At 61.5% G+C, this 24,490-nt stretch carries 20 protein-coding genes; 12 read left to right on the forward strand and 8 right to left on the reverse strand.

The features are described from left to right. Nucleotides 1-21: 21 nt before the first annotated feature. The 8 genes from allB to C8D99_RS00625 all read left to right on the forward strand — a co-directional run bounded on the left by allB (nt 22) and on the right by C8D99_RS00625 (nt 10,708). A complete protein-coding gene (gene allB / locus C8D99_RS00590) occupies nt 22-1,392 on the forward strand; it encodes an allantoinase AllB (protein WP_133955285.1) in 1,371 nt (456 codons plus the stop codon). Beyond that, on the forward strand, nt 1,389-2,054 hold the full coding sequence (locus tag C8D99_RS00595) for an aspartate/glutamate racemase family protein (protein ID WP_133955287.1): 666 nt from the start codon (nt 1,389-1,391) through the stop codon (nt 2,052-2,054). The genes allB and C8D99_RS00595 overlap by 4 nt, the downstream gene beginning before the upstream one ends. A gap of 182 nt (nt 2,055-2,236) precedes the next feature. Then, nucleotides 2,237-3,826, forward strand: a complete 1,590-nt coding sequence (locus tag C8D99_RS00600; RefSeq protein WP_133955289.1) for an N-acyl-D-amino-acid deacylase family protein — start codon at nt 2,237-2,239, stop codon at nt 3,824-3,826. Between the two features lie 114 nt (nt 3,827-3,940). Then, entirely contained in the window at nt 3,941-4,900 is a 960-nt protein-coding gene (locus C8D99_RS00605; RefSeq protein ID WP_133955291.1) for a TAXI family TRAP transporter solute-binding subunit, read from the forward strand. A gap of 198 nt (nt 4,901-5,098) precedes the next feature. Further along, a complete protein-coding gene (locus C8D99_RS00610; protein ID WP_274542657.1) occupies nt 5,099-5,464 on the forward strand; it encodes a DUF1850 domain-containing protein in 366 nt (121 codons plus the stop codon). A gap of 23 nt (nt 5,465-5,487) precedes the next feature. Next, nucleotides 5,488-7,470, forward strand: a complete 1,983-nt coding sequence (locus C8D99_RS00615) for a TRAP transporter permease (RefSeq protein WP_133955295.1) — start codon at nt 5,488-5,490, stop codon at nt 7,468-7,470. A gap of 224 nt (nt 7,471-7,694) precedes the next feature. After that, a complete protein-coding gene (locus tag C8D99_RS00620) occupies nt 7,695-9,650 on the forward strand; it encodes a TRAP transporter permease (RefSeq protein ID WP_133955297.1) in 1,956 nt (651 codons plus the stop codon). A gap of 86 nt (nt 9,651-9,736) precedes the next feature. Further along, the gene (locus tag C8D99_RS00625; RefSeq protein ID WP_166669939.1) at nt 9,737-10,708 is read left to right on the forward strand and encodes a TAXI family TRAP transporter solute-binding subunit; all 972 of its coding nucleotides are present in this window, start codon (nt 9,737-9,739) and stop codon (nt 10,706-10,708) included. A 66-nt stretch (nt 10,709-10,774) separates the two neighbouring features. On the opposite strand, the gene cutA is transcribed toward C8D99_RS00625, so the two are convergent. The 6 genes from cutA to C8D99_RS00650 form a co-directional block, all read right to left on the reverse strand. Then, nucleotides 10,775-11,092, reverse strand: coding sequence for a divalent cation tolerance protein CutA (gene cutA, locus C8D99_RS00630; protein ID WP_133955302.1), 318 nt, complete (start codon nt 11,090-11,092; stop codon nt 10,775-10,777). Between the two features lies 1 nt (nt 11,093). Further along, a complete protein-coding gene (locus C8D99_RS00635; protein ID WP_133955304.1) occupies nt 11,094-12,191 on the reverse strand; it encodes an ABC transporter ATP-binding protein in 1,098 nt (365 codons plus the stop codon). A 13-nt stretch (nt 12,192-12,204) separates the two neighbouring features. Next, nucleotides 12,205-14,412: an ABC transporter permease gene (locus tag C8D99_RS00640; protein ID WP_243833786.1), complete on the reverse strand. Its 2,208-nt coding sequence runs from the start codon at nt 14,410-14,412 to the stop codon at nt 12,205-12,207. A 73-nt stretch (nt 14,413-14,485) separates the two neighbouring features. Next, nucleotides 14,486-15,145 (reverse strand): extracellular solute-binding protein, encoded by a 660-nt coding sequence (locus C8D99_RS00645; RefSeq protein WP_243833805.1) that lies wholly within the window; start codon nt 15,143-15,145, stop codon nt 14,486-14,488. Further along, nucleotides 15,121-15,495: a type 2 periplasmic-binding domain-containing protein gene (locus C8D99_RS15500; protein ID WP_243833787.1), complete on the reverse strand. Its 375-nt coding sequence runs from the start codon at nt 15,493-15,495 to the stop codon at nt 15,121-15,123. The genes C8D99_RS00645 and C8D99_RS15500 overlap by 25 nt, the downstream gene beginning before the upstream one ends. A gap of 81 nt (nt 15,496-15,576) precedes the next feature. Then, nucleotides 15,577-17,043: a DUF4403 family protein gene (locus tag C8D99_RS00650; RefSeq protein WP_133955306.1), complete on the reverse strand. Its 1,467-nt coding sequence runs from the start codon at nt 17,041-17,043 to the stop codon at nt 15,577-15,579. A 292-nt stretch (nt 17,044-17,335) separates the two neighbouring features. Between C8D99_RS00650 and C8D99_RS00655 the strand changes: the two genes are divergently transcribed. Beyond that, a complete protein-coding gene (locus tag C8D99_RS00655; RefSeq protein WP_133955308.1) occupies nt 17,336-18,457 on the forward strand; it encodes a sodium ion-translocating decarboxylase subunit beta in 1,122 nt (373 codons plus the stop codon). Between the two features lie 135 nt (nt 18,458-18,592). Here C8D99_RS00655 and C8D99_RS00660 read toward each other — a convergent pair whose 3' ends face one another. After that, nucleotides 18,593-19,954, reverse strand: coding sequence for a glutamine synthetase family protein (locus tag C8D99_RS00660; RefSeq protein ID WP_133955310.1), 1,362 nt, complete (start codon nt 19,952-19,954; stop codon nt 18,593-18,595). A 149-nt stretch (nt 19,955-20,103) separates the two neighbouring features. Continuing rightward, nucleotides 20,104-21,243: a DUF362 domain-containing protein gene (locus tag C8D99_RS00665; protein ID WP_133955312.1), complete on the reverse strand. Its 1,140-nt coding sequence runs from the start codon at nt 21,241-21,243 to the stop codon at nt 20,104-20,106. Between the two features lie 133 nt (nt 21,244-21,376). Here C8D99_RS00665 and C8D99_RS00670 point away from each other — a divergent pair, with 133 nt between their 5' ends. The 3 genes from C8D99_RS00670 to C8D99_RS00680 all read left to right on the forward strand — a co-directional run bounded on the left by C8D99_RS00670 (nt 21,377) and on the right by C8D99_RS00680 (nt 24,485). Then, nucleotides 21,377-22,111 carry a hypothetical protein gene (locus C8D99_RS00670; RefSeq protein ID WP_133955314.1) on the forward strand — a complete coding sequence of 245 codons (735 nt, stop codon included), beginning with the start codon at nt 21,377-21,379 and terminating at the stop codon, nt 22,109-22,111. Next, entirely contained in the window at nt 22,108-23,322 is a 1,215-nt protein-coding gene (locus tag C8D99_RS00675) for a tRNA nucleotidyltransferase/poly(A) polymerase-related protein (RefSeq protein ID WP_133955316.1), read from the forward strand. The genes C8D99_RS00670 and C8D99_RS00675 overlap by 4 nt, the downstream gene beginning before the upstream one ends. Before the next feature lie 104 nt (nt 23,323-23,426). Beyond that, nucleotides 23,427-24,485, forward strand: coding sequence for a tetratricopeptide repeat protein (locus tag C8D99_RS00680; protein ID WP_133955318.1), 1,059 nt, complete (start codon nt 23,427-23,429; stop codon nt 24,483-24,485). Nucleotides 24,486-24,490: the final 5 nt, after the last annotated feature.

The following is a 24,490-nucleotide window of genomic DNA, read 5'->3' on the forward strand; positions in this document are numbered from 1 at the left end:
TTATGCGAAGGAGGCGGTACGGTGGTATTCGACCTGGTTATTACAAACGGAACCATAGTGACGGGGAGCGGGGTGTTCAAAGGCAGCGTGGCCATATCGGACGGAACCGTGGCTGCTGTTGCGGCGGCGGGAACGGAACTTCCGGGGAAGAGCACGGTGGACGCCGAAGGGCTCATGGTCCTTCCGGGACTGATAGACGCCCACTCCCACGCCGGCCACGGAGATCCCGACAGGGAGAACTTCACGGCCTACAGCCGGGCGTGTGCCGCCGGGGGAATCACCACCTTCATCGACATGCCCCTCTCCAATCCCTCCACCCTTACGCCTGAGACCCTCCGGGAGAAGATCACCTCCTCCGGCTCGGCCAGCCACGTGGACTACGCCCTTTATGGCGGAGTGGTCCCGGGATACCTTCACCACGTGGAATCCATGGTGAAGGAGGGGGCTGGGGCCTTCAAGTCCTTCACCTGCCGGTGCTCCAACTATCCCATGACGGACGACGGTACCCTTCTGGAAGGTATGACGATTCTCGAAAAAACGGGAGGAATCCTCTCTGTCCACGCCGAGAACGACACACTCATCCAGAATCTGACGGACCGCCTCGTCGCGGAGGGAAAAAACGGCCCGAGGGCCTTCCTGGATTCCCATCCCCCCTATTCGGAACTCGAGGCGGTGCAGAGGGTATTTTTCCTGGCGAAGCAGGCGCCCCGCTGCCGGGTGCATATCGCCCACATGAGCATACCCGAGGGGATGGAACTCCTACGCCGCTGCCGGGGCGAGGGGATGGACAACCTTTCCGCTGAGACCTGCCCCCAGTACCTGGGCATGAGCGAGGACGATCTGGAGGCCATCGGCGCCCTGGCGAAGTGCGACCCCCCGGTCCGCACGGCCGAAGCGGTGGAAAGGCTCTGGGGATATCTGCTCGACGGGACGGTGGACATTGTCGCCAGCGACCACTCTCCCCATCCCTTCTCGAGAAAAACGGAGAGGGAGGCGGACTTCTGGACCGTGGCGGAGGGGTGCACGGGCATCCAGACCATGCTCCCCGTGGTGCTCACGGAAGGCCGGAAGAGGGGCCTCTCCTGGGAGCGGCTCGTGCAGCTCATGGCGGAACGGCCTGCGGACCTCTTCGGGCTCAGGGGGCGGAAGGGCCGGATCGCACCGGGCCACGACGGGGATATCGTTCTTCTCGACCCGGAGAGGGAGTGGGTTCTCGAGGCCGGGGACCTGCAGCACCTGGTAAAGCAGAGCCCCTTCACAGGCAGGACATTCCGGGGCAGGGTCGTGAAGACCTTCGTCCGGGGAGAGCTCGTCTACGACGACGGCGCACCGGACAAGATAGTGAACAGGCCGGGGTACGGCCGGTACTGTCCCATGGAGGTCAGACCGTGAAAATCCTGGTGATCAATCCCAACTCCGACAGGGCCTTCACGGAACTCATAGGGGAAGCGGCCCGGAAGGCCGCCTCGCCGGGAACGGACATCCTGTGCGAAAGCGCCCCCGGAGCACCCGCCTTCATCGAGACCTCCAGGGACGAGCTTCTCTGCGCTCCGGGGATGATGGAGCTCGTCAGCCGCCACGGTGATGCGGATGCCTTCGTGATCGCCTGCACCTGCGACCCCAACCTGGACGCGCTCAGAGAGATGGCCGCCGGTCCGGTGGTCGGGGCGGGGGAGAGCTCCATGCTCTTCGCCCTCCCCCTCGGCGCCCGTTTTTCGGTCATCCAGACCACCGAGGGATCGGTGCAGGCAAAGCGGGAACTCGTCCGGAAGTACGGTCTCCAGGACCGGTGCTCTTCCGTGAGGGCCATCCGGGAGCACGGGGAGGAGTCCCTCGAGGAGCGGCTTCTCGAGGCTGCCCGGCTTGCCAGGGACTGCGACGGGGCGGAGGTCATCACCCTGGGATGCGCGGGCCTCGCGGGCCTTGACACGAGGCTGCAGAAGGCCCTGGGCATACCGGTGATCGACGGGATCGCCGCCGGGGTCCGCCTGGCGGAGGCTCTTGCCGCCGGAGGCGCCTTTACCAGCAGGCGGGGAAAATACAAGGGATCGTAAATTTCGAATCTGAAACAGGGGGGAGCGTCCCCGGTGCTCGCTTGGGCCGCCGGCGCACATTGTCTTCCATGACAACTGCGCCTGAAACCGACGTCCCTGTCGGTTTCCCGGCCCGGGCGCAGCGCCCGGCGACTCTCCCTCTGTCGAGATGTGTTAATTTCTGACAGACCGGAGGAACGATCATGTTTGACATTCTCATCACCGGAGCGCTTGTTGCCGACGGAACAGGCCGGGAGCTTTTCCGGGCCGACGCCGGCATCGTTGACGGGCGGATCGCCCGCATCGGGGCCGATCTCGGGGAGGCCGCCCGGGTCATCGACGGGACGGGGAAGGTTCTCTCCCCCGGATTCATCGACATGCACACCCACATGGACCTGGAGCTGCTCCGGGACCGGAAGCCCGACGCCAAGATCCGCCAGGGAGTCACCACGGATCTCCTGGGCCAGGACGGACTGGGAGCGGCGCCGGTTTCGCCGGCCAACAGGAAACTCCTTGCCGACATCCTCTCGGGACTGAACGGCGTCCTGGAGGACGAACAATGGACCTGGGGCTCCTTCGGGGAGTATCTCAACGCCCTTGAAGGGTGCGGCCTGCCGAACAACGCGGCCGTCCTCCTCAGCCAGGGCCCTGTCCGGATCGAAGCCATGGGCATGGACGAGCGGCCTGCGACGGCACGGGAACTGGACGTCCAGCGTTCCCTCATCAGGGAAGCCATGGAGGAAGGTGCCTTCGGCCTGTCTTCGGGGCTGATCTACCCGCCCTGCCCCTATGCCGGAATGGAAGAGCTGACGGAGCTGAATCGGGAAGTGGCCGCCTTCGACGGAATCTTCGTGGTCCACCAGAGGGACGAGGGATACCATCTTTCCCGCTCCTTCGACGAAATCTGCGAGATTTCCCGCCGCTCGGGGGTCCGGCTTCACGTCTCCCACCTCCAGGCGTACGGAAGGGTCAACTGGCCCATCATGGACGAGGTCCTTGCCAAGGCGGACGCCTTTCTGAAGGATGGGGGGAGCGTCACCTGGGACAGGTACCCCTACCTGGCAGGATGTACAACCCTCACGGCGGTTCTCCCCACCTGGACCTTCAACGAGGGAACGAAAGCACTCATTTCCAATCTCACCGACCCGGCCTACAGGAAAAAAATACACGAGGAGTTCACCAAGGGACTCGACGTGTGGCACAACCGGCAGATTTCCGTGGGGTGGGAGAACATCATCGTCACGGCGGTGCATCTTGAAAGGAACCGGTGGATGGAGGGGCTCTCCTGTCAGGCCATTGCCGACCGGCAGGGAAAGAACCCCGTGGACGCCGTATGCGACCTCCTGGCTGAGGAAAAGCTCGCCGTGACCATGATCAGCTTCTACGGTTCCGAGGACGTGCTCCGGAAGGTGCTCTCCCATCCCTGCGCCACCGTGGGCAGCGACGGTATTTACGGAGGCCGTCCCCATCCGCGGCTCTACGGGTCCTATCCGCGGTTTCTCCGCCAGTATGTCCGGGAGAGCCGCACCTTCACCCTGGAGGAGGCGGTGCGGAAGATTACGTCCTTCCCCGCGAAGATTCTGGGCCTCGGTGACCGGGGAACGGTGGAGGAGGGAAAATGGGCCGACCTGGTGCTCTTCGACCCCGATACCGTGGGCGACAGGTCGACCTACGAGGAGCCGGAACTGTACCCGGAGGGAATCTGCTCGGTCCTTGTCAACGGCGTGGAGGTGGCCGGGGCTGATGGCACCACCGGGAAAATGCCCGGCAAAGTCCTCAGGAAAGGGCGCTGACCCGGCGGGAAAACGGGGCAGTTTCTGGAGTATACCGTGTACATGGTTGACGAAACTGCCAAAACAACATACGATTGACCGGGAAACACATATATTCGATCAGGAGGGGATTCTATGAAAAAGGGTATCAGGGTACTCGCGTTGTTCGGACTCGCAGTGATCTTCACCGCCTCCGCGGCATTTGCCGCTCCCCAGCAGCTCACCATGGGCACCGGGGGAACGGCGGGCACGTACTACCCGTTCGGCGGCGCCATGTCGCAGATCATCAGCGACAACTCGAACGGCACGGTGAACATCACCGCCCAGTCCACCGGAGCCTCCATCGAGAACATCAACCTCCTCGCCGCCGGCGACGTGGACCTCATCATCGTCCAGAACGACCTTTCCGACTACGCAGTCAACGGCACTGAATTCTTCAAGGACAGGAAGATCGGCAACCTCACCGCCATCGCCCGTCTCTATCCCGAGACCATCCACGTGGTCGCCTCCAAGGCCAGCGGCATCAAGACCTTCGCCGACTTCAAGGGCAAAAACATTTCCGTCGGCGCCCCCGGAAGCGGGAACGAAGCCAACGCCCGGCAGATCTTCGACGTTTACGGCCTCACGTACGACGACATCAAGCCCCATTTCATCTCCTACGCCGAGACAACTGACCACTTCAAGGACCGCCTTGTGGATGCCTTCCTTTACACCACGGGAACGCCCAATCCGTCCATCCAGGACATCAGCACCCTCCAGGACATCGTTTTCGTTCCCATCGACGGTGAGATGAGGAACAAGCTCATCGAAAAGTACCCCTTCTTCGCCAAGGACGTACTCCCCGGAAAGACCTACCGCGGACAGGACGAACCCGTGGAGACCGTCGCCGTCCAGGCGATCCTCGCCGCCCGCAAGGAACTCTCCGAGGAAGTCGTCTACACCATCACCAAGGCCCTCTTCTCCAATCTTGAGGCCCTGGGGAACGCCCACCACAAGGGCAAGAGCGTGAAGATCAGCCAGGCTCTCGACGGAATTTCCGTTCCGGTGCATCCGGGAGCGGTCAAGTTCTACAAAGAAGTCGGGCTGATGAAGTAACCGATAGTCCTTTAGCCGGGAGGCCTTCTCCGGAAGGCCTCCCTTCGCTCTTTTTTGCAGGAGGAGGGTGTGTGAACCCTGAACGGAAAGCACCTCGTACTTATTCCTCTCGTCCTCTTCTTCACCGTTCTGTTCTGTTCCCCGGTTCATTTTCTCACACTCCGAGACGGCGACGGCTCAGGCCTCGCCCGCTACAGCCTGAGAGGCGGAGAGGAGTTTGCCGTCCGCTACATCCATTCCGTGCAGAAGACTCCCGTCATCGAAGTGTTCCGCCTTGATTTCCGGCAGGGCATCGAGCTGAGAGAGACGGTGTACCATGATTTCGGCGCCGGCCTGCCGTTTCTCGTGGAAGAGGGGGCGGTATTTTCGAGCGGGAACGGGAAATACAGGATTTCGGGCATACGCAGATCCCTCGGAGATATCGTGTTTCGCGTGGGACGCTTCGCGGACTACCAGCTCCTGATCAGGGGGAGGGAAATTCCCTTCACGAATTTTGAAAAACCGGGCCGGTCTCTTCGATTTTCCGGCGAGAGGCGCCCTTATCTGCTTTCATTTTTTTACTGATTGATTTCTGAGGAGGAACGGTCATGGTGGAAAACAACGAGATCAAACCGCAGGAGGACATTCTGGATTCTTCGGCGGCGGAAAAGGCATCTGAAACCATAGACGTGGAGAAGATCCTTGAGAAATACGACAGGGAGTCGGCAAGCAGAACTCTCAGCACCTTCTGGCAGAACGTGGTGCGGTTTGTCTGCATCGCTTTTTCTCTCTTTCAGCTCTACACGGCCGCCTTCGGCGTTTTCGAGGCCCAGATCCAGCGGGCCATCCACCTCGGCTTCGCCCTGGTGCTCGTGTACCTGCTCTATCCCGCCCGCCTGAGCAAGCGCAAGGAAGGGGTCAAATGGCTGGACGTCCTTTTCGCCCTTCTCGGTCTTGCCGTGGGAGCATACGTCGTGGTGGAGTATACCGACCTCATGATGCGGGCCGGTCTTCCCACCACGGGTGACATCGTCTTCGGCGCGCTGTGTATTCTTCTCGTTCTGGAAGCTTCCCGGAGAGTTGTGGGTATACCCATCACCATTGTGGCCATGTTCTTCCTGGCCTACGCCTACTGGGGGCCCTATTTCCCGGGAATGTTCGCCCACAGGGGCTTTTCCTACACCAGGATCATCACCCATATGTATGTCACCACCGAAGGCATCCTGGGCATGCCCGTGGGTGTGGCAGCAACCTTCGTCTACATGTTTATCCTCTTCGGGGCCTTCCTTCACAAGACAGGCCTCGGCAAGTTCTTCATCGACCTGGCCCTTGCCGCAACAGGGCACAGGATCGGCGGCCCCGCCAAGGTGGCCGTCCTTGCGAGCGGCTTCTTCGGCACCATCTCGGGAAGCTCCGTGGCCAACACGGTGACCACGGGAACCTTCACCATCCCCCTGATGAAGAGCATCGGCTACAAGCCTGAGTTCGCCGGCGCCGTGGAAGCGGCGGCCTCCACCGGCGGCCAGCTCATGCCTCCCATCATGGGCGCCGCGGCCTTCGTCATGTCCCAGTTCATCGGCATCGCCTACATCGAGATCGCCATAGCCGCTGCCCTGCCCGCGCTGCTGTACTACCTCGCGGTGGGTTTCATGGTCCACATGGAGGCCAAGAGGCTGGGGCTCCAGGGCATTCCGAAGGACAGGCTCCCCAACCTGAAGAAGGTCCTCTCCGAAGGCTGGCATCTTCTCCTTCCCCTGTTTGTGATCGTTTACCTTCTGGTGAAGGGCTACACCCCCCTCCGGGCGGCCCTGGTCTGCATCGTCGTCACCGTGGCCATTGCCATGATGAAGAAAAGCACCCGCCTGAACGTGAAGGATATTCTGGACGCCCTCGAGAGCGGCGCCCGGTCCGCCATAGGCGTGTCTGCCGCCTGCGCCTGCGCCGGCATCATCATCGGCGTCGTCACTCTCACCGGCGTGGGCCTGAAGATCGCCAACGGCATCGTGGTGCTCTCGGGAGGCAGCTTCTTCCTCACCCTCTTCCTCACCATGATCGCTTCCATCATTCTGGGCATGGGCCTTCCCACCACGGCGAAGTACATCGTCCTCGCCTCCATGGCGGCCCCGGCCATCATGAAGTTCGGCGTGCCGATCATGGCGGCCCACCTGTTCATCTTCTACTTCGGCATCGTGGCGGACCTGACGCCTCCCGTGGCCCTCGTCTCCTACGCTGCCGCGGGCATAGCCCAGTCAAACCCCATGAAAACAGGATTTACGGGCCTCCGTCTCGCCATGGCCGGTTTCCTCATCCCCTATATCTTCGTCTACAATCCGGGCATCCTGCTCATCGACACCACACCCCTCGACGTGGTGCTTATCGCGGCGACCTCCATCTTGGGAGCCTTTTCCCTTGCCCTGGCAGGTTCCGGGTTCTGGATGCGGCCTCTGAACATCATCGAGCGGCTGGTACTCTTCGGTTCGGCCATCTCCCTCATCTTCCCCGGAACACTCACCGACATCGGCGGCGCAGTGGTTCTCGCCGGAATCTGGTTCCTCCAGAAGCAGGGCCTGAAGCGGGACGCGCTGAAATAGGCCGGATTTCCAGGGTACCGGAATATTTCTGTGTAAAAGAGACCTTCCGAGTCCCAAAAGACTCCCCATCCCCTTGTCGGGGTGGGGAGTCTTTTATCCCGCACCCGACCCATGAATACATTATACATTTTGCTTTTCCCGGAGGGTACGTATAGAATATATTATGCATCTAATATAAGGGGCACTGTGTCAACATTTTTAAACACCACTTTGGAGGGAATTGAATGGCAAGGGAATTCGGCGTTACCGAGTGCGAACCGGCAACCCAGGGAGAGGCGGTCCTGAGGAAAGCCACCAAGGAGTGCGGCTACAGGACGGAGATGGCTCCTTTCTGGACTACGGCGATTATCGTTCTGTCCTGTGTTTTCATCCTGTACCACCTGATCACCTCGAGGTTCGGCATGCCGCCCATGTTCAAGCACAGGGCCATTCACCTCGGCTTCATCCTGTGCCTGGTGTGGATGTACTACCCCGCCTCGAAACGGTCGGTCCAGTCAAGACCAAGCGCCGTGGACATGGTACTTATCGTAGCTTCAATTGCTGTATGCGGCTATACGGTCTTCAACGTGGACGCTTTTGCCCTTCGCGGAGGAGTGGCCCTCCAGCGGGACTACTACTTCGGCGCCGTGGCGATCCTCCTTGTCCTGGAGGCCTGCCGGAGGGTCGCGGGGAAGGGACTGCTCATCCTGGCCATCGTCTTCCTTCTCTACGCCCTTTTCGGCCGGTACATTCCGGGGGTTCTATCCCACAGGGGATACACCATCCAGAGGGTGATCTACCAGATGTACCTCACCACCGAAGGCATTTACGGCCTTCCCATCGGTATTGCCGCCACCTACCTCGTCCTGTTCATCGTCTTCTCGTCCTTCCTTGAAAAGAGCGGTCTCGGCACCCTGTTCAACGACGTTTCCCTTGCCCTCGGCGGGCGGCTCGTGGGCGGCCCAGCCAAGGTTGCCGTCATAGGCAGCGGTCTTGTGGGCATGATCAGCGGCAGCGCGGCCACCAACGTGGCCACGTCGGGAGCCTTCACCATACCGTTGATGAAGAAGATAGGATACAAGCCCTACTTCGCCGGGGCCATCGAAGCCGCCGCCTCCACGGGCGGCCAGATCATGCCCCCCATCATGGGCACCGGTGCCTTCATCATGGCGGAATTCCTCGGCATCCCATACATCTCCATAGCGGCGGCCGCCATCATCCCCGCAGTCCTGTATTTCGCGGCGGTCTATTTTCAGGTTGACCTCAGGGCCCGAAAGATCGGCCTGACGGGCATGGCGAAGGAAGACATCCCCGATGTGAAGAAGACTATTCTCCGGTATGGGCACATGTTCCTCCCCATCATCATCCTCGTGGTCCTGCTCATGCAGCATTTCACACCGCTCTACGCCGCATTTTATTCGATCCTCGTGACCTGGGTCCTTTCCTTCCTCAGGAAAGAAACCCGCATGGGAGTCGACAAGCTCATTCCTCTCGCGGTTTCATCAGCCAGATCATGCCTGAGCCTCAGCGTGGCCATGGCCAATGCCGGCTTCGTGGTGGCCGTTCTGTCCATGACGGGAATCGGCATCATCCTTGCCGACAACATAGTCGCCCTTTCCCACGGAAGCCTCTTCGTCACCCTGGTGCTCTGCATGGTGGTCTCCATCGTCCTCGGCATGGGACTTCCCACGAGCGCCTGCTATATCATCGCCGCCACCATCGCCGTGCCGATTCTCCATGAGATGCAGGTACCCGGTCTCCAGGCCCACTTCTTTGTCTTCTACTTTGCCTGCCTCTCCACGGTGACCCCGCCGGTTGCCCTGGCTTCCTACGTGGCGGCGGGCATGTCCGGCGCGGGGACCAACGAAGTCGGCTGGGCCGCCTTCAAACTTGCCCTTGCCGGTTTCATCGTGCCCTTCTTCTTCATCTACGCCCCTGCCATCCTGCTTGTCGCCGACAGTGCGGCGGTTATCGCCTGGGCGGCCATATCCGGCCTTATGGGTGCGGCACTTCTCTCGGTGGCGGTGGAGGGATTCCTTTTCATTCCCCTGCCGTGGATACTCAGGGTTCTGTTCTTCGGAGCCGCCCTGTCGCTCATCGCTCCCGGAGTGCATTCTGACTTGATCGGCTTTGGTCTTACCGCAGCAGCTTTTGCCGGGACGTTGTTCCTGAGGAAAAGGGAGGTGAGCCGCAGGGAATAGAAATGAGCAGATCTGCGGAGCCTGTCGTTGCAAATTCGTGGGAAAATACCACAAAAGAGGGCTGCGGCCCAAAAGGAGGAGAAGACATGTTGAAAGGCAGAAGAAACCTGATCGTTGCGGCTGGAGTTCTTTTCATGTTCCTGTTTGCGGGTGCGGCCTTCGCCGTGACCCACATCACCATGGGAACGGCGGGAGTGGGCGGCATGAACTACCCCGTGGGCATGGCCATGGCCAAAATCTGGAACGCCAACATCAAGGACATGAAGGCTGTCGCCATCGCCACAGCAGGTGCCGTCCAGAACATCGACATGATCCGGACGAAGGATATCGAAGTGGCGGTCTGCAGGGCCAATGAAGCCTACCGCGCCTTCAACGGCCTTGAGAAATACGAAGGCAAGCCCCACACCTGGCTCCGCGCCCTTACCGGCGGCGTCATGTTCGACGCCAAGACGGTGGTGGCCCTGAAGGACGAGGGCATCAATTCGATCAAGGACTTCAAGGGGAAGAGAGTCGCCGTCGGCCCCGTAGGCAGCGGCGGCGAGCTTGACGCCCGGGAAATTCTCGCGGCCTACGGCCTCACCTACAAGGACATTACTCCCGAGTACGTGGAAGCAAGCCAGGCGGTGGACATGATGTCCGACGGCCTGATCCAGGGCGCCATTCTCGGCTTCACTCCCGGCGCCTCCGCCATCAGCGAACTTATGGTTACCGGCAAGGTCATCATTCTTCCCATCGCGGAAGAGGGATACCAGGCCCTGAAGAAGATCAATCCCCTCATCGACAAGAGAGTCCTCAAGGCCGGAACCTACCCGAACCAGGATTACGACGTGGAAACCTGCGGTGACCCCGCCGACCTCATCATCACCAGGGAAGACATCCCCGAGGACCTCGTCTACCAGATGACGAAATCTCTCTATGAGAACCTGGATGGAGTCCGCAGCGTGGCGGCGGCGGTCCGCGGCTTCGGCCCCGACCTCGTGGCCGAGCCCGATAAGATGCTGATTCCCTACCACCCCGGCGCGCTCCGCTATTTCAAAGAGGCTGGAATCCTGAAGTAAGAACCGAACGGGATACTGCACGAAAAATCGCCCCGGCGCGCCTATGCCGCCGGGGCGATTTTTTTTTCATTCCGCCAGCGGAATAAAATTGATCACGGGTACCTCGTAGGGGTGGACCATCCGTATGATCTGTTCCACCTCTGGGCGGTCTTCGGTACGGCACCGGAATTCCACCTTGATCTCCGGCGCTGCGGAGAGCTTTCCGATCTCGCCGTCATAGGGAGAGGCGCCCTCCAGCGGCATCCATGTCCCCGTTACATACATCAGGGCCATGACACAGGCATAATGCCCCTCCCGGAGGAAGCCTTCCCGGTCCAGGGCACTGCGGAGAGGGGGGACGTACTCCTCCGGGATGTAGACCTCCACTTTCAGATATTCCGGCATTCTATTCCTTCCCCGCAGGCAGGGCCTTGGTAAGCTCGGGAATGAAGGAGACGGAGACGGCATCTCCCTCGGCGAAGATCTGCCGGGCGTCGGGGTTGTCCACCTGGACGAGGATCTCTCCCAGCTCAGTGGAGACGAAGGATTCGATGCTGTGCCCGAGGTAGACGTTGGTGGTCACCCGTCCGTCCAGGATCCCCTCTCCAGGAGGTAGAAGGGTCAGCGATTCCGGGCGGCACATGACCAGGGCGGAATCTCCGGCTTTGAGGCCCGGGGAGAATCGGGGAAGGGTGAAGGTTCTTCCCCTGACCTTGACGGTACAGTGTTCGTCCACCCCCGCCACCTCGGCGGGGAAGAAGGCCACCTTGCCGATGAAACCCGCCACGAAGGCGCTTGCAGGGTCGCGGTAGACCTGGTGGGGCGATCCTATCTGCACGATCTTCCCTTTGTTCATGACGATGATCCTGTCGGAGAGGCTCATGGCCTCCACCCGGTCGTGGGTCACATAGGCGGCGGTGATGCCGAGGGATTTCTGGATGCGTCGGATCTCCACCCGCATCTGCTCCCGGAGCAGGGCGTCCAGGTTCGACAGGGGTTCGTCCAGCAGGAGGACCGCCGGTTCCACGATGAGGGACCGGGCCAGGGCGACCCGCTGCTGCTGACCCCCCGAGAGCCTGGAAGGCGGGCGCTTCGCCAGGGCGTCGAGGCCCACCATGCCGAGAAAGCGCATGACCTTCTCCGTGATCTCCTTCTCCGGCATCTTTCTGAGCCGGAGGCCGTAGGCCACGTTGTCGAAGACGTTCATGTGGGGGAAGAGCCCGTAGCTCTGGAAGACCATGGCAGTGTCCCGTCTGTTCGGGGGGAGGAAGGTGATGTCCTCGCTCCCGATGAGGACCCGGCCCCTGGTGGGCAGCTCGAACCCGGCGATCATGCGCAGCGTGGTGGTCTTGCCGCACCCCGACGGCCCGAGAAGGGTGACCAGCTCGCCGGGGGCGATGACGAAGTCCGCCTGTTCCACGGCGGTGATATCCTTTCCGGACTGGGGATCCTGGAACACCTTCCACACGTTTTCAAGGGTGACTGATTTCGATATGTTTTCCATGGTTTGTCCCACCTTAGATGCTCATGGTCTTTGCGAGATTTTCGTTCTTCCTGACCACCAGCCGGAGGAGCCCGAAGGTCAGAAGGACGATCACGATGAGCGTCGTCGCGAGGACGCTCGCCAGGCCGAACCGCAGGTTTTCCGAGAAGTTGTAGATGAGAACGGTCAGGTGGTACCACTTGGCGGAGATGAGGAAGATGACCGCGCTCACCGCCGTCATGGAGCGGACGAAGGTGTAGGAGAGGCTGGAGATGAAGGCCGGCCGTATGAGCGGGAGGACGATGGTGCGGAATACTGTGGGGGTATCCGCGCCGAGGTCCGAGGCCGCCTCCTCGATGGCCGGGTCGATCTGCTTCAGGGAGGCGAGCCCTCCCTCCACGCCCACGGGAAGTTCCCTGATGACGTAGTTGATCACGATGATGGCCGCCGTGCCCACAAGGATGAGGGGGGCCTTGTTGAAGGCCAGGATGTAGCTGATGCCCACCAGGGTGCCGGGAAGGGCGAAGGGCGTCAGGATGAGCATGTCGAGCAGCCGCTTGCAGGGGAATTTTTTCCTGGCCAGCACGAGGGCGGCGATCATGGCCAGGATGCCCGCTATGGGCGTGGCCGCCCCTGCGAGGGTCATGGTGTCAAGGAGTACCCTCCAGCCCCGTTCGAAGGCCTCCCTGAAGTTGGCCAGGCTGAAGGTGTAGTCGATGCCCCAGTTCTTCACGAAGCACCCGGCGATGATGGTGCCGTAGAGGCTGAAGAGGAAGAGAACGATGAGGACCATCAGGGTGACGAGAACTCGCTTCACTCCCGGCGACACGAGCTCCGTCATCCGCCCTGAGGGTTTCCCCGTGACGGTGACGTAGGATTTGCGGCTCACCCAGTACCGCTGGGCCAGGAAGGCCGACAGGGTTGGAAGGAGGAGCAGCAGGGAAAGGGCGGCCCCATGGCCGAGGCGGTTCATCCCCGTGACCTCCATGTAGGATTCCACGGAGAGCACCCGGAAGCTCCCGGAGAGGATCAGGGGATTCGCGAAATCCGCCAGGGAGTTGGTGAACACCAGGAGCCAGGAGCTGAGCAGCCCGGGCACCGAGAGAGGAAGGGTCACCGTTTTGAAGGTCTCCCACCGGGTGGCCCGGAGGTTCAGCGCCGCGTCCTCCAGGGTGGAATCGATGGCTTCGAGGATGCCCACCATGGTAAGGAAGGCGATGGGGAACATGCCCATGGTCTGGACAAGGGTCAGCCCCCCGAGGCCGTAGATGGTGAAGTTCTCCAGGCCGAGGATCTGTTTCGTGATAAGGCCGTTGTTGCCGAAGAGCAGGATGATGGACAGGGTGAGGGAGAAGGGGGGCGAGATGATGGGGAGGGTCGCCATGGCGGAGAAGAATTTCTTCCCCCGCAGTTTTGTCCTCGAAATGACGAAGGCGAAGAGAAATCCCACCATGGTGGAAGCTGTGGCGGTGAAGGCCCCCAGGGTGATGCTGCCCTTCAGGGCGGTGACGTACTGCCTCGTGGTGAGGATGGATTTCCACGTTTCGAGGGAAAATTTCCCGTCCTTGAGGAATGTCAGCCGGACCGCCTCGAAGAGGGGATAGGCGACGAACACTCCCACGATGGTGAACAGGCCGAGGATGACATAGCCGGTGATGGGATCCCTGCTGTAGCCTGCCACGGCGAAGACCGCGGCGAAGAGGACCAGGGCGAGGAGAAAGAGCCCCCGCAGGAGGGAAAGGAACCGGTCGAAGCCTCCCGGGGAGAAGAGAAACACGGCCGTCCCGGTGACGTCTCCCGTCTCGCCGTCATGGGCGGGAGCGAAAAGCACCCGCCGTTCCTCCCCGCCGAGAAGAAACCTTTGGGCGGGCTGGTATATTTCGTCGTACATGGCGCTCTCAATTCCCCTGGCGAAATCACGGTCCTTCCCGTGGAGGGCGAAAAATTCCCCGAGAGCGGGAGTGGGGGCGAAGACCTTCATGCCTCCCTTGTCCTCCGGAAAGCCCTTGAGAAAGAGAAGCTCGAAATCCCTGGAGGGGCCGCTGATCCTGCGGATCCAGCCGTCAATGGCCTCGTCCTTCGAGGGAACCGAGCCCATGGCGACCTCGGCGGCTTTTTTGTAATGGTTTTCCGCGATGGCGCCGAAGGAGCCGGCCAGGGCGTTGTACATCCAGAAGAGCAGGGCGGCGAAGAGCAGAACGGAGAGGGCCAGGGAGAGAAATTTTCTGGAAGGAATGGTCATCTCCTCCTTTCCGGTGAAAGAATGAAGGGGTCCCGGGCAGGACCCCTTCCAGTTTTCCGACTGCAGGCCGACTTTACCGGGAGGCGCCGATTTCCTTGTTCCACCGGTCGAGAAGCCTGCCCTTGTTGGCGGCGTCCCAGACGTCGTCCTGGTTAACCAGCTTCATCTTCGAGAAGGAGAAGCCCGTCTCCACCGGGGAAGCCTTGTCGCTCAGGGGAATGACGTACCACGTGGCGATGATGTCCATGGCGGACTGGCCGAGAATCCAGTCGTAGAGCTTCTTCGCGTTCACCGGGTCCGGACCGTCCTTCAGGAGGGAGAGGGCGGCGGTCTCGAAGCCCGTTCCGTCGGAAGGAACGGCGATCTCGATGGGGGCGCCTTCCACCTTCAGCTTGACCATGTCGTGAAGGTAGCCGATGGCCACGGGAATTTCGCCGATGGCGCAGTTCTTGCCGGGGGCCGACCCGGAGCGGGTGTACTGGTCGATGCTCCTGTCCAGCTTCTTGAGAAAGTCGAAGGCCTTGTCCTCGTCGTTGTCGAAGACCCGGATCAGTGTGGTGATCATGTTGTAGGCCGTTCCGGAGGTGCCGGGGTTGGCGACCCGGACCTTCTTCTCATACTCGGGTTTCACGATGTCGGCCCAGGATGCGGGCAGGGGAAGGTTCAGCTCGGCGGACCTGTTGGTATTGATGCAGAAGGCGATGGGGCCTACGTACAGGCCGCGATCCAGAATTTCTCGGGATCCTTGAACTGGTCGGGGATGGAGCCTGCCATGCGGGAATTGTAGGGAGCCGTCAGCCCCTTGTTCTTGGCGTCGATGTGGAGGGTGCCCACGCCGCCCACCCAGATGGACGCCTGGGGGTTGGCCTTTTCGGCCTCGATCCGGGCCACCGCCTCGCCGGAGGACAGGCGGACCCATTCCACCACGATGCCGGTTTCTTTTTCAAACTGCTCGAAAAGGGCCTTCGCCAGGGGCTCCTCCATGGTGGTATAAGCCTTCACCTTTTCGGCGGCGAGGGAATTCCCCGCGATCATGGTGACGCACAGCAAAACGAGAACAGCCAGGACAACGATTTTTTTCATTGCTTCATCTCCTCCTGTAGTTTGCGGGCAGCCTCCGGTTGCGCTGTCTCCGCCTGAGTATAGAAAGGGAAGGAGAGCCTGTCAATTCTTCCCTTCCTTTTTGCCAGTGTATTTCAGGGAAACCGTTCCACCCATGGAAAAGGAGAGCCGGAGTCCGTCTCCTGCCAGGGAAAACCGCTCCAGGACAAGGGAGCCCACCGAGCCGTCCATCACCAGTTCGTCGGAGACCTGCCGTCCCCGGACCGCTTCGCCGAGGGAAAGGAGAGTTTTCTCCCGGAGCTCCCCCAGGGGGAAGACCAGGGCATCGCCGATCTCCTTCGCCAGCAGGGGCCTGACAACCCAGGACGCCGCGCGCATCAGGCCGCGGGTGGAATCTTCGTCGAAGTCCACCCCCTCGATGCGCAGAACCTGTTCTTCCCTGGAAAAGACAGGCTTTCCAGCCAGGTAGACCTTTCCCTTCAAAGGTGCGCCGAAGGGAGCCTTTCCCGAAATGCCCGCGGCGGCCACCAGTTTTTCCCCGCTGCCGAAAAGGGAAATCTTCTCCACGGTGACGCTGCCTCCGCCGGGCAGGTCGAGGGGGTCCATGGGGCGGCCGGAGAGAAACTCTTCCAGTGCGCCGTAGGATATGAAGGCGTCAAGGTTGACGAGCACCCCCGGGTCGAGGTTCGGAGGCAGGGGAGAGAGTTCGGGAAGAGGGGGGCGGGAGGAGACTGCCTCAGGCTCGCCGGAGCTGACCATGAGCAGGCAGCGGAGGGCCAGGTTGGCGGAAAGAACGCCCCCCTTCGCTGTAAATGGGGGAATGGATACGGCAAGGGGCCGCACCGAAAGGGCCAGCCGGGGAGAATCCGTCAGCGGGATGGGGGAGTCCAGCTTCTCCCACTGCTCCCTGGCGCGCTCCTTCAGCCGGGCGGAGCGGTTGAGCTCCTCCTCGGCGCGGCGGAGCAGGTCGCCCGAACGTTCTTCGAGGAGGGACGACAGGAAGCGGGCTATCCCGATTTTCTGCCCGAGGATGGTGATGGCCGGATTTTCCTTCCATTCAACGGACAGGGAACCGTCGAGACGGATCATCCAGTCCCTGTCTATCCGGGGCTTCACGTTGAGACGGAGCCTGCCTCCTCCGAAAACTTCCTGTTTCGTGCTCGAGGTGATGCCCAGAATGTTCCCCTTCCACCGGACGAGGCTTTCAAACCTGAAGGGGAGGGTGACGCAGGTCCTGCCGTCCTCCATGGAAACGGTCACGGGGCCGGTCCGTTCCACGAGCACGTCGGCTGCCGATTCACCGTAGCTGTCGTCGAGTTTCTGTCCCTTCACGTTGTACAGGGGGTTTCCCAGGGCGTCTCCGAGGAGCCGCTCCGCCTCCTCGGCACTGATGCTCAGCGGAACGGAGAGGAAGGACTCGGCGGGAGGGGCCGTGGTTATTTTCTTCTCGATTGCCGGCGGGGCTTCCGGGGCAAGGACGACCTCCTTTTCCTCAGTTGTGGCGGAGACGAGGAAAAAGGCAAGGGATCCGAGGGCACATGCCAGAAGGGCAGCTACAATTTTTTTCATGGGAATACCTCTCAGCCGGAAAATTCGCTGTGTTCCGCGTCACCATTATAGCGCGAAAGGGGGACAGCCCGGAAGAACCCGCCCGTGAGACGGGAGAGAGAGGTCCATGAGCCGTCATTGACAATCCTCCTCCGCCGGATACAATGAAGCCGGCGGGAGAGAAAAAGCGTACCGGATGCCGCCGTGGGTCCCGTGCCGGTTTCTGCCCCGGCCGGGATTTTGGACAGAGGCCTTCAGCGGGGAATATCCTGTGCTGGGGGTCATTTTCATCTGAACGAAGGAGAGAAAAACGATGGAGCAGCTTTTCGAAGGTTTTCTGGCCCTCACCGGCAGGCAGGCGGTGATGATGGGTGTAGGCGCGGTCCTGCTCTACCTGGCCATAGTAAAGGAGTATGAGCCGTCACTCCTTCTTCCCATGGGGTTCGGGACGCTGCTGGTGAACATTCCGTTCTCATCCGCCCTGACGCAGATGGCGGGGGACCACCTGCAGCACGGAGCCCTCAGTATCCTCTTCGACGCGGGCATCGCCAACGAAATGTTCCCCCTGCTGATCTTTATCGCCATCGGCGCCATGATCGACTTTACCCCCCTCTTCCAGAACCCGGTGACCTTCATCTTCGGCATTACCGCCCAGGCGGGAATTTTCCTCACCATGGGGCTGGCCCTTCTCTTCGGCTTCGACCTGAAGGAAGCGGCCTCCATAGGCATCATCGGCGCGGCGGACGGTCCCACGTCCATCTATGTTTCCGCCAAGTTCGCCCCGCACCTGCTGGGTCCCATTTCGGTGGCGGCCTATTCCTACATGGCCCTGGTCCCGGTGATCCAGCCGCCGGTGATCAGACTGCTCACCACCTCCGAAGAACGGAAGATCCCCATGCCCTACCATGAAAAGCCCGTTTCAAGGAAGATGAAAATTCTCTTCCCCATCGGGGTCACCCTCGTCGCGGGAATGTTCGCGCCCCCGTCGGCCTCCCTCATCGGTTTCCTCATGTTCGGCAACCTGCTGCGGGAGAGCGGCGTGGTTGACAGGCTCGCGAAGGGGGCCCAGAACGAACTGGCCAACATCGTCACCATCCTCCTGGGGCTTGCCATCTCGGCCACCATGACCGGGGAGCGGTTCATCCAGCCCCAGACGATCCTCATCCTCTCCATGGGACTCGTGGCCTTCATCCTGGACACGGCGGTGGGGGTGCTTTCGGCGAAGGCGATCAACCTGTTCAGGAAACAGAAGCTGAACCCCATGATCGGCGCGTCGGGCATCTCGGCCTTCCCCATGTCCGCCAGGCTCGTGCAGAAAATGGCGGCGGCGGAGGACAGGAACAACTTTATTCTCATGCATGCCGTGGGAGCGAACGTGTCGGGACAGATCGGCTCGGTGCTCGCGGGAGGACTGCTGCTGGCGTTCCTGGGGTAGAGCAATTTTAGGCAGCGGGGAGCGGCAACGCTCCTCTGCAAGAATTCGCTTTGGTCTTTTGAGGCAGAGCAAAGAAAAGGGGCCGTTTCCGGCGGTTGTGCCGGGAAGCGGCCCCTCTCTTTTCTGCCCCGGGAATCAGAAGTACAGCTCGTACTCCTGGGGGGTGGGGGCGTTGTACACGTACTCCGCCTCCTCGGTCTTTCTTTTCGTCCACAGCTCGAGCAATTTCTGGGGGAAGGCGGGGGCCAGGTAGCCGTTGTCCATCCGCAGCCCCTCGAGTACGGAGAAGAGGTTCAGCGGGAAGACCTTGTCCTCCTTCGCCTCGGGGCTGTCGAACCCTGCCGCCACGGGGTCGGCGTTCCTGAGGATTCCGTCGGCCCCGGCGAGGACCATGGCGGAGAGCATGTAGTGGATGTTCGCCGAGGCGTCGCCGGTGCGGTATTCTATCCTGACCTCGTCGCTCTTCAGGTATCCCGGAATGCGGACCGCGGCGCTTCTGGATCCCTTGGCGAAAGTGGCGCTGATGGGGGCTTCGTACCCGGGGACAAGGCGGCGGTAGCTGTTGGTGCCGGGGTTGGTGAAGGCGAGAAGGCTTCCCGTGAGGCTGTGTTCGAGGAGCCCCGCCGTATAGGCCAAGGCCTCCCGGGAAAGCCCGTGAAGGCCGTCGCCGGGGAAGAGGGATTTTCCGCCCTTTTCGAGGTACTGGTGGACGTGCATTCCGCTGCCGGGCATTTTGTAGAGGGGCTTGGGCATGAAGGTGACGGCGAGGCCCATCTCCTCCGCCACGGTCCGGATGATCCACTTGGCCACACAGACGCTGTCGGCGGCCCTGACAAGATCCATGAAGTCAAGCTCGATCTCGAGCTGGGAGGCACCGACCTCGTGGTGGTGGTACTTCACGGGTATTCCCGCCTGCTCCATTATGCGGACGGTGCGGTTCCGGAAGTCGAGGTACCGATCCTCGGGGGGAAGCCTGTGGTACCCCTTGTGGGGACCGAAGCGGGGAACGGAGGCGTATTCTTCTCCAAGGCCTTCGGAGGAGCCGATTGAATAGCCGGCGTGGTCAAGTCCCGTGGAGTACTCCACCGACTCGAAGACGTAGTATTCCAGCTCCACGAGCATCATGGCCCGTTCGGCCAGGTTTTTCTCCCTGAGGAAGGCTGCGGTGCGCTCCGCCACCGACCGTGGATACTGGTCAAAGGTGTTCCGCTCGGTGGAGACCACGTCGCAGATCACGTGCACCGTGCGGAATTCATCCCGCTCCTCGAGGAAGGCGGAAGTCCTGTCAGGAATGGCTACCATGTCGGACTTGTCCACCTTGGCGAAACCGTAGTTCGAGGCATCGAAGCCTATGCCGTCCCGGAAGACCGCTTCGGAGACGTAGCCCCGGGGGATGGTCACCGAGCGCATGCCCCCTGAAATGTCGAACATGAGCAGGTTCAGGAAATCGGCATCGAAACTTTTTTCCGTGAAATCCGGAAAGGCTGACAGGTTCATCTTCATTCCTCCACATTGTGCCCGGTGTCGGACCGTGTATGCCGGAGAATGGCCGGCCCGCTCCACCATTATAGAAGGAGTGCCGGTTTTCTCAATTTCTGCCGGACAATTCGGAATGAAAAGTTTTGAAATCACGGGCTTACATTTTTTCATCTACCAAGGAAATCAAGAACCCTGAGGAGAAAACCCCTGGAAAAACCGATGGCATCCGCAGGACAGACCTCCTGGCAACAGTAGCACCGTATGCATTTTTCATAATCAATGTAAATGGTATTTGGGGTTTTTCTTGTCATGGCTTTCGCCGGACACACTTCCACGCACTTTCCGCACCCTATGCAATCCCGGGGGCGCTGGACGGGGCGGGAGGAAAGATGGCGCTTACCGAAGCCGTCGAGAAGGGCGGGAAGCAGATGGAGGGAATCGAGCCGCGGAATGTCAACCTTTTCAAAGACGAAGTCCGGCGGAAGGTCTCCGGCAGTTGTTCCGAAGTCTTTCGGCACCAGGTTCCGCCGTCGTGCGGAACGATACAGGGGAAAGGCCTGGAGGTCCGCCCCGAGAAGGGTACAGAGGCGCAGGTCCAGTGCCAGCGGATCGGCGGAGGCGGCGAGGAGCCCGAACATGCGGGGCCGTCCGTTCCCCGGACCCCGGCCTTCCATGCCCCCGATGCCGTCCATGATGGTGAGGGTCGGAGCGAGGCTTCTGGCGATGTCCAGGTGGAGGTCGGCGAAGACGTCCCTGTCCAGCCCGACGGTGTAGTGCCACGAGGCCTTCCGCTGCCGGACCACCGTGCCGAAGAGATTTTTCACTCCCAGGGTGAGCATCATCTGGGCGTGGGTCTTGAGCTTGGGCAGGTTGATGATTTTGCCGGCTTCGAGGGCCTTCCTGGAGACTTCCACCCGCTGGAAGACGGATCCCTCGGCCATGGGAAGGGGAACGGGGTCGTCCAGCTCGGCGCAGGGTATGCCCAGTTCCCCGGCGACGGCCGCCATGCCGGTCTTTGCCGCCACGCTGCTGAAACCGTCGAGGCCCGGGCTGTCCCCGATGAAAGGATGGGCTCCCGCCTCCAAAACCCGGAGGGCCGCTGCACGTACCACCTCCGGGTGAGTGGTGACGCACTGTTCCGGAGACGAGGCGGAGAGGAGGTTGGGCTTCAGGAGGACCCTCTCCCCGGGAAGGACGAACCGGCCCATTCCTCCCAGGGATTCCAGGAGGATGTCCAGACGGTCCTCCACTTCCTCCCGTTCGTAGGATCCGCACCGAAAGAGCGCCGCGGACGGCATGTCTGTCATGAATAATCCTCCTTGCACGGTTTAGTATAATAATACTCTACCATCTGCGTCCCTTTTTGCCTCCGGTCCGAACGGCCGGGAGGCGGCGCAGAATGACGGTAACTGAAAGCGACAGGAAAGGACCGGTGAGAGAATGGCCTATGCGTCCCAGCAGTTTTTCCTCCAGAAGCGGGAGGTGGGGCTGATTGCCCCAGTACTGTGCACTCTGCGGATTCTTGGGGAGGATGACATCGGGGAAGCCGTCACCTTCCACAAGCGCATAACGGACGAGATCGGCGACGCCGGATTTTTCGCCGAGGACAACACCATCGTGGAGAGCATCCGGGGAGAAGGGGCGGTGTCCGGGATCTTCGCCGAAGGAAGGCTAATCGCTCTCCGGGCGGTCTCCTACGTGAAGGAGTACGTGGACGATGCGCTGGAGGATCTCGGGCTTGACCCGTCCGAGGCCGGAAACACGGCTGTGATGGATTTCTGCGTCACCGATTCCGCCTTCCGGGGAAACAGCATCCAGTTTTTCACCTATCTCTTTATGGAAAACATCCTCTACCCGAACAGGTACCACCTGCACACCACCGTTTCCCCGAAGAACATCTTCAGCCTCACGAACATCCTGAAGTGCGGCTTCCACGCCATGCGCTTCAAGAGCAAGTACGGCGGCCACCCCAGGTTCGTGCTCTACAAAAACCTTCGGAAGCCCATGGCAGTCCAGACCAGGGGACACAAGGAGATCCTGCTGAGAAACTATGACTACCACCCGAAGGTGTTCGCCGACGGGTACGTGGGGTACAAGGTGAAGCACAAGTCCAACGGCATGGCCCTGCTCTACGGCAAACCCCTCGTCGTCAGGGAGGAGTCGAAGGCGTCATGAAGGACCTTCTTTCCGGAGCGGGGGAGATTCTCCGCCGCCTGGAAGAAGAAGGGCAGGAGGCCCTCCTGGTGGGAGGCATGGTGAGGGACCTGCTCTGCGGCCTTGCTCCCTGCGATGCCGACATCGCCTCCGACGCCCCCCTGCCCGTCCTGGCTTCCCTCTTTCCGTCCGGCAGGCTGATCGGCCCCGAGGGGATGCAGGTCTTTCTCCTCCCCTTCGGGGAGGGGCACTGCGAGGTTTTCCCCTTCCCCCGGGGAGGCTTGAAAGATGATCTTGCCAGGCGGGATTTCACCGTGAACGCCCTTGCCCTCCGAAGGACGGGGGAAGTGGTGGGAAGCAGGAGGGCCATGGCCGATATTGCCGCCCGGGTTCTCCGGTTCAACGGGCCGGCATCGGAACGGCTGGCGGAAGATCCCCTCCGGGCGCTCCGGCTTGCCCGGTTCGCGGCCGTGCTTCCCGGGTTCGTTCCCGATCCCGGAACGGTCCGGGAATGCCGGGAGGCCCGCCCTTCCCTCGAAAAATGTGCCCCCGAAAGGGTGGGGAGGGAAATCCGCCTCGGCATGGAAGGGAACCCCCGGATTTTCCTGGAGACGGTGAAGGAATGCGGTCTCCTGGACGCCCTGTTTCCGGGGATGCCGGCGAGGGAGTTTGACTTCTCCAGGCTGTGCCGTATCCAGGAAGGACTGGCCCGGGAAGGGGCTTCTCTCGAAGTCCGTGCCGCCGCCCTTTTTTCGGTGCCTGGGGGGAGGTCTTCCCGGTCTGACGACGGCCCCTCCAGGGCGGAAGAGGCCCTTCTCGCCTGGAAATGGCCTGCCCGGTCAGCCTCGGAGGCTGCGGAGCTCGCCAGGCACAGGCGCCTTCCCCTGGAAGCGCCGGACCCGGAGAGGACGGCTGCCCTGTTCGAGGCACGGGGAATGCCGTTCATGGACTCCCTTTTCCTTCTCTCCCGGCAGTACTGCGCCGGAGAGCCCCATTTCCGCCGATGGAGCGAGAACAGGGCCCTGTACGTTTCCATGGCCGTACGGGCACTTCGGGACGACGTGCTCCCCTCGGGGGGCGAGATCATGAAAAAATACTCCCTTGCCCCGGGCCCCTTCCTCGGAAAGCTCGCGGGTGCACTGAAACTCCGCAGGCTGCACCCCGGCCTCGCCTCGAAAGAGGACGCCTTCCGCTATATTGAAACCCTTCTCAGGCATTCCGGCCGCTCCTGATCTTTCTTCCCGTACAGAAGAGTGATACAATTCAGCAAAAGGCTCCGCCGGACGAATTTCTGCCGGCGGAGCCTCAAATACCCGCAGCTGGGGGAGGGGTTCCCGTGAAGAAGGCTGCTTCGTGGTTCATTCCGATGGTGTTCCTTGTGCTGCTGACAGCCTCCTCTCCGGGGGAGGCGGGTGCTGCTCCCTCCATCACCGAAGCCTACCTCGCGTCCGGCGTGGAGGCCGGCGGCTCTCCGGTGGGCAGGGTCTCCGCCTACGACCCGTCGGCAAAGGAGTTCGTCGCAGTGGCGGAGGTCAGGGACGCTGAAGCCGGTACGGCCGTCCGATTCGTCTGGTTTTCCTCGCCTCCGGGCAGGGGAAGGGTCAGGCTCGGTGAGCGGACCGTCACCAGCCCCATAAGGGAATCCTCCGTGACCTTCCACTCCTCCCTCTCCCTTGGAGGGAACTGGCCCGAGGGACGGTACGTGGTGGATATCCATCTTCTTCCTGCTTCGCGGCCTTCCGTATCCCTCCGTTTTGACGTGAAAAAAGGGGAATTTCCCGGAAAGGGGAACGGCCCGGACGGAAAAAAGCCCGTTCCCGGCGGCCGGGAAACCGGGGAGAAAACAGCGGCGGAAAAGGAGTCGGCCTTCAGGGAAAATCCGGGCAGCTTCAGGGCGGCCCTGGAACTGGCGCAAGCCTATTCGGACATGGAGGACGCCGCCTCCCTGGCTCTGGCGGTCTCCCTGTTCAGGGGCCTCGCTGCAGCCTCTCCGTCGGACACTGTCCTGGCAGGACTCGCGGACGCCTACTGCAGGTCCGGCCGGTTCGGCCAGGCCTTCGACACCGCCCTCAGGAGAGCGTGGAACCCCATGGTCTCTCCGGCGGGGGCAGTCTCCCAGATTCTGCTCTTTTCTGCGGTGAGCGGCGACCCGGACAGGGGAATCGAATGCCTGCGCTCCATCCTGGAGCTCAGGGAAGACGGAAGAGAGGACGTTCTTCCCGCCCTGGCCGCCCTTTTCCTGGAAAGAGCATCGGTTGCAGGAGATGCCTTCGAGCGGAGGGAGTATGAAAAAGCAGCCGAAGACGTGCTCGAAGAGATCCGGGCATCCTTCCCTTCATCCGTGCCCGCCGTCTCTGAATCCCTCCGCCTGGCGGAGGAGCTGGAAAGAAGATGAGCCCC

Origin of the sequence: Aminivibrio pyruvatiphilus, assembly GCF_004366815.1 — a bacterium.
GTDB lineage: Bacteria > Synergistota > Synergistia > Synergistales > Aminobacteriaceae > Aminivibrio > Aminivibrio pyruvatiphilus.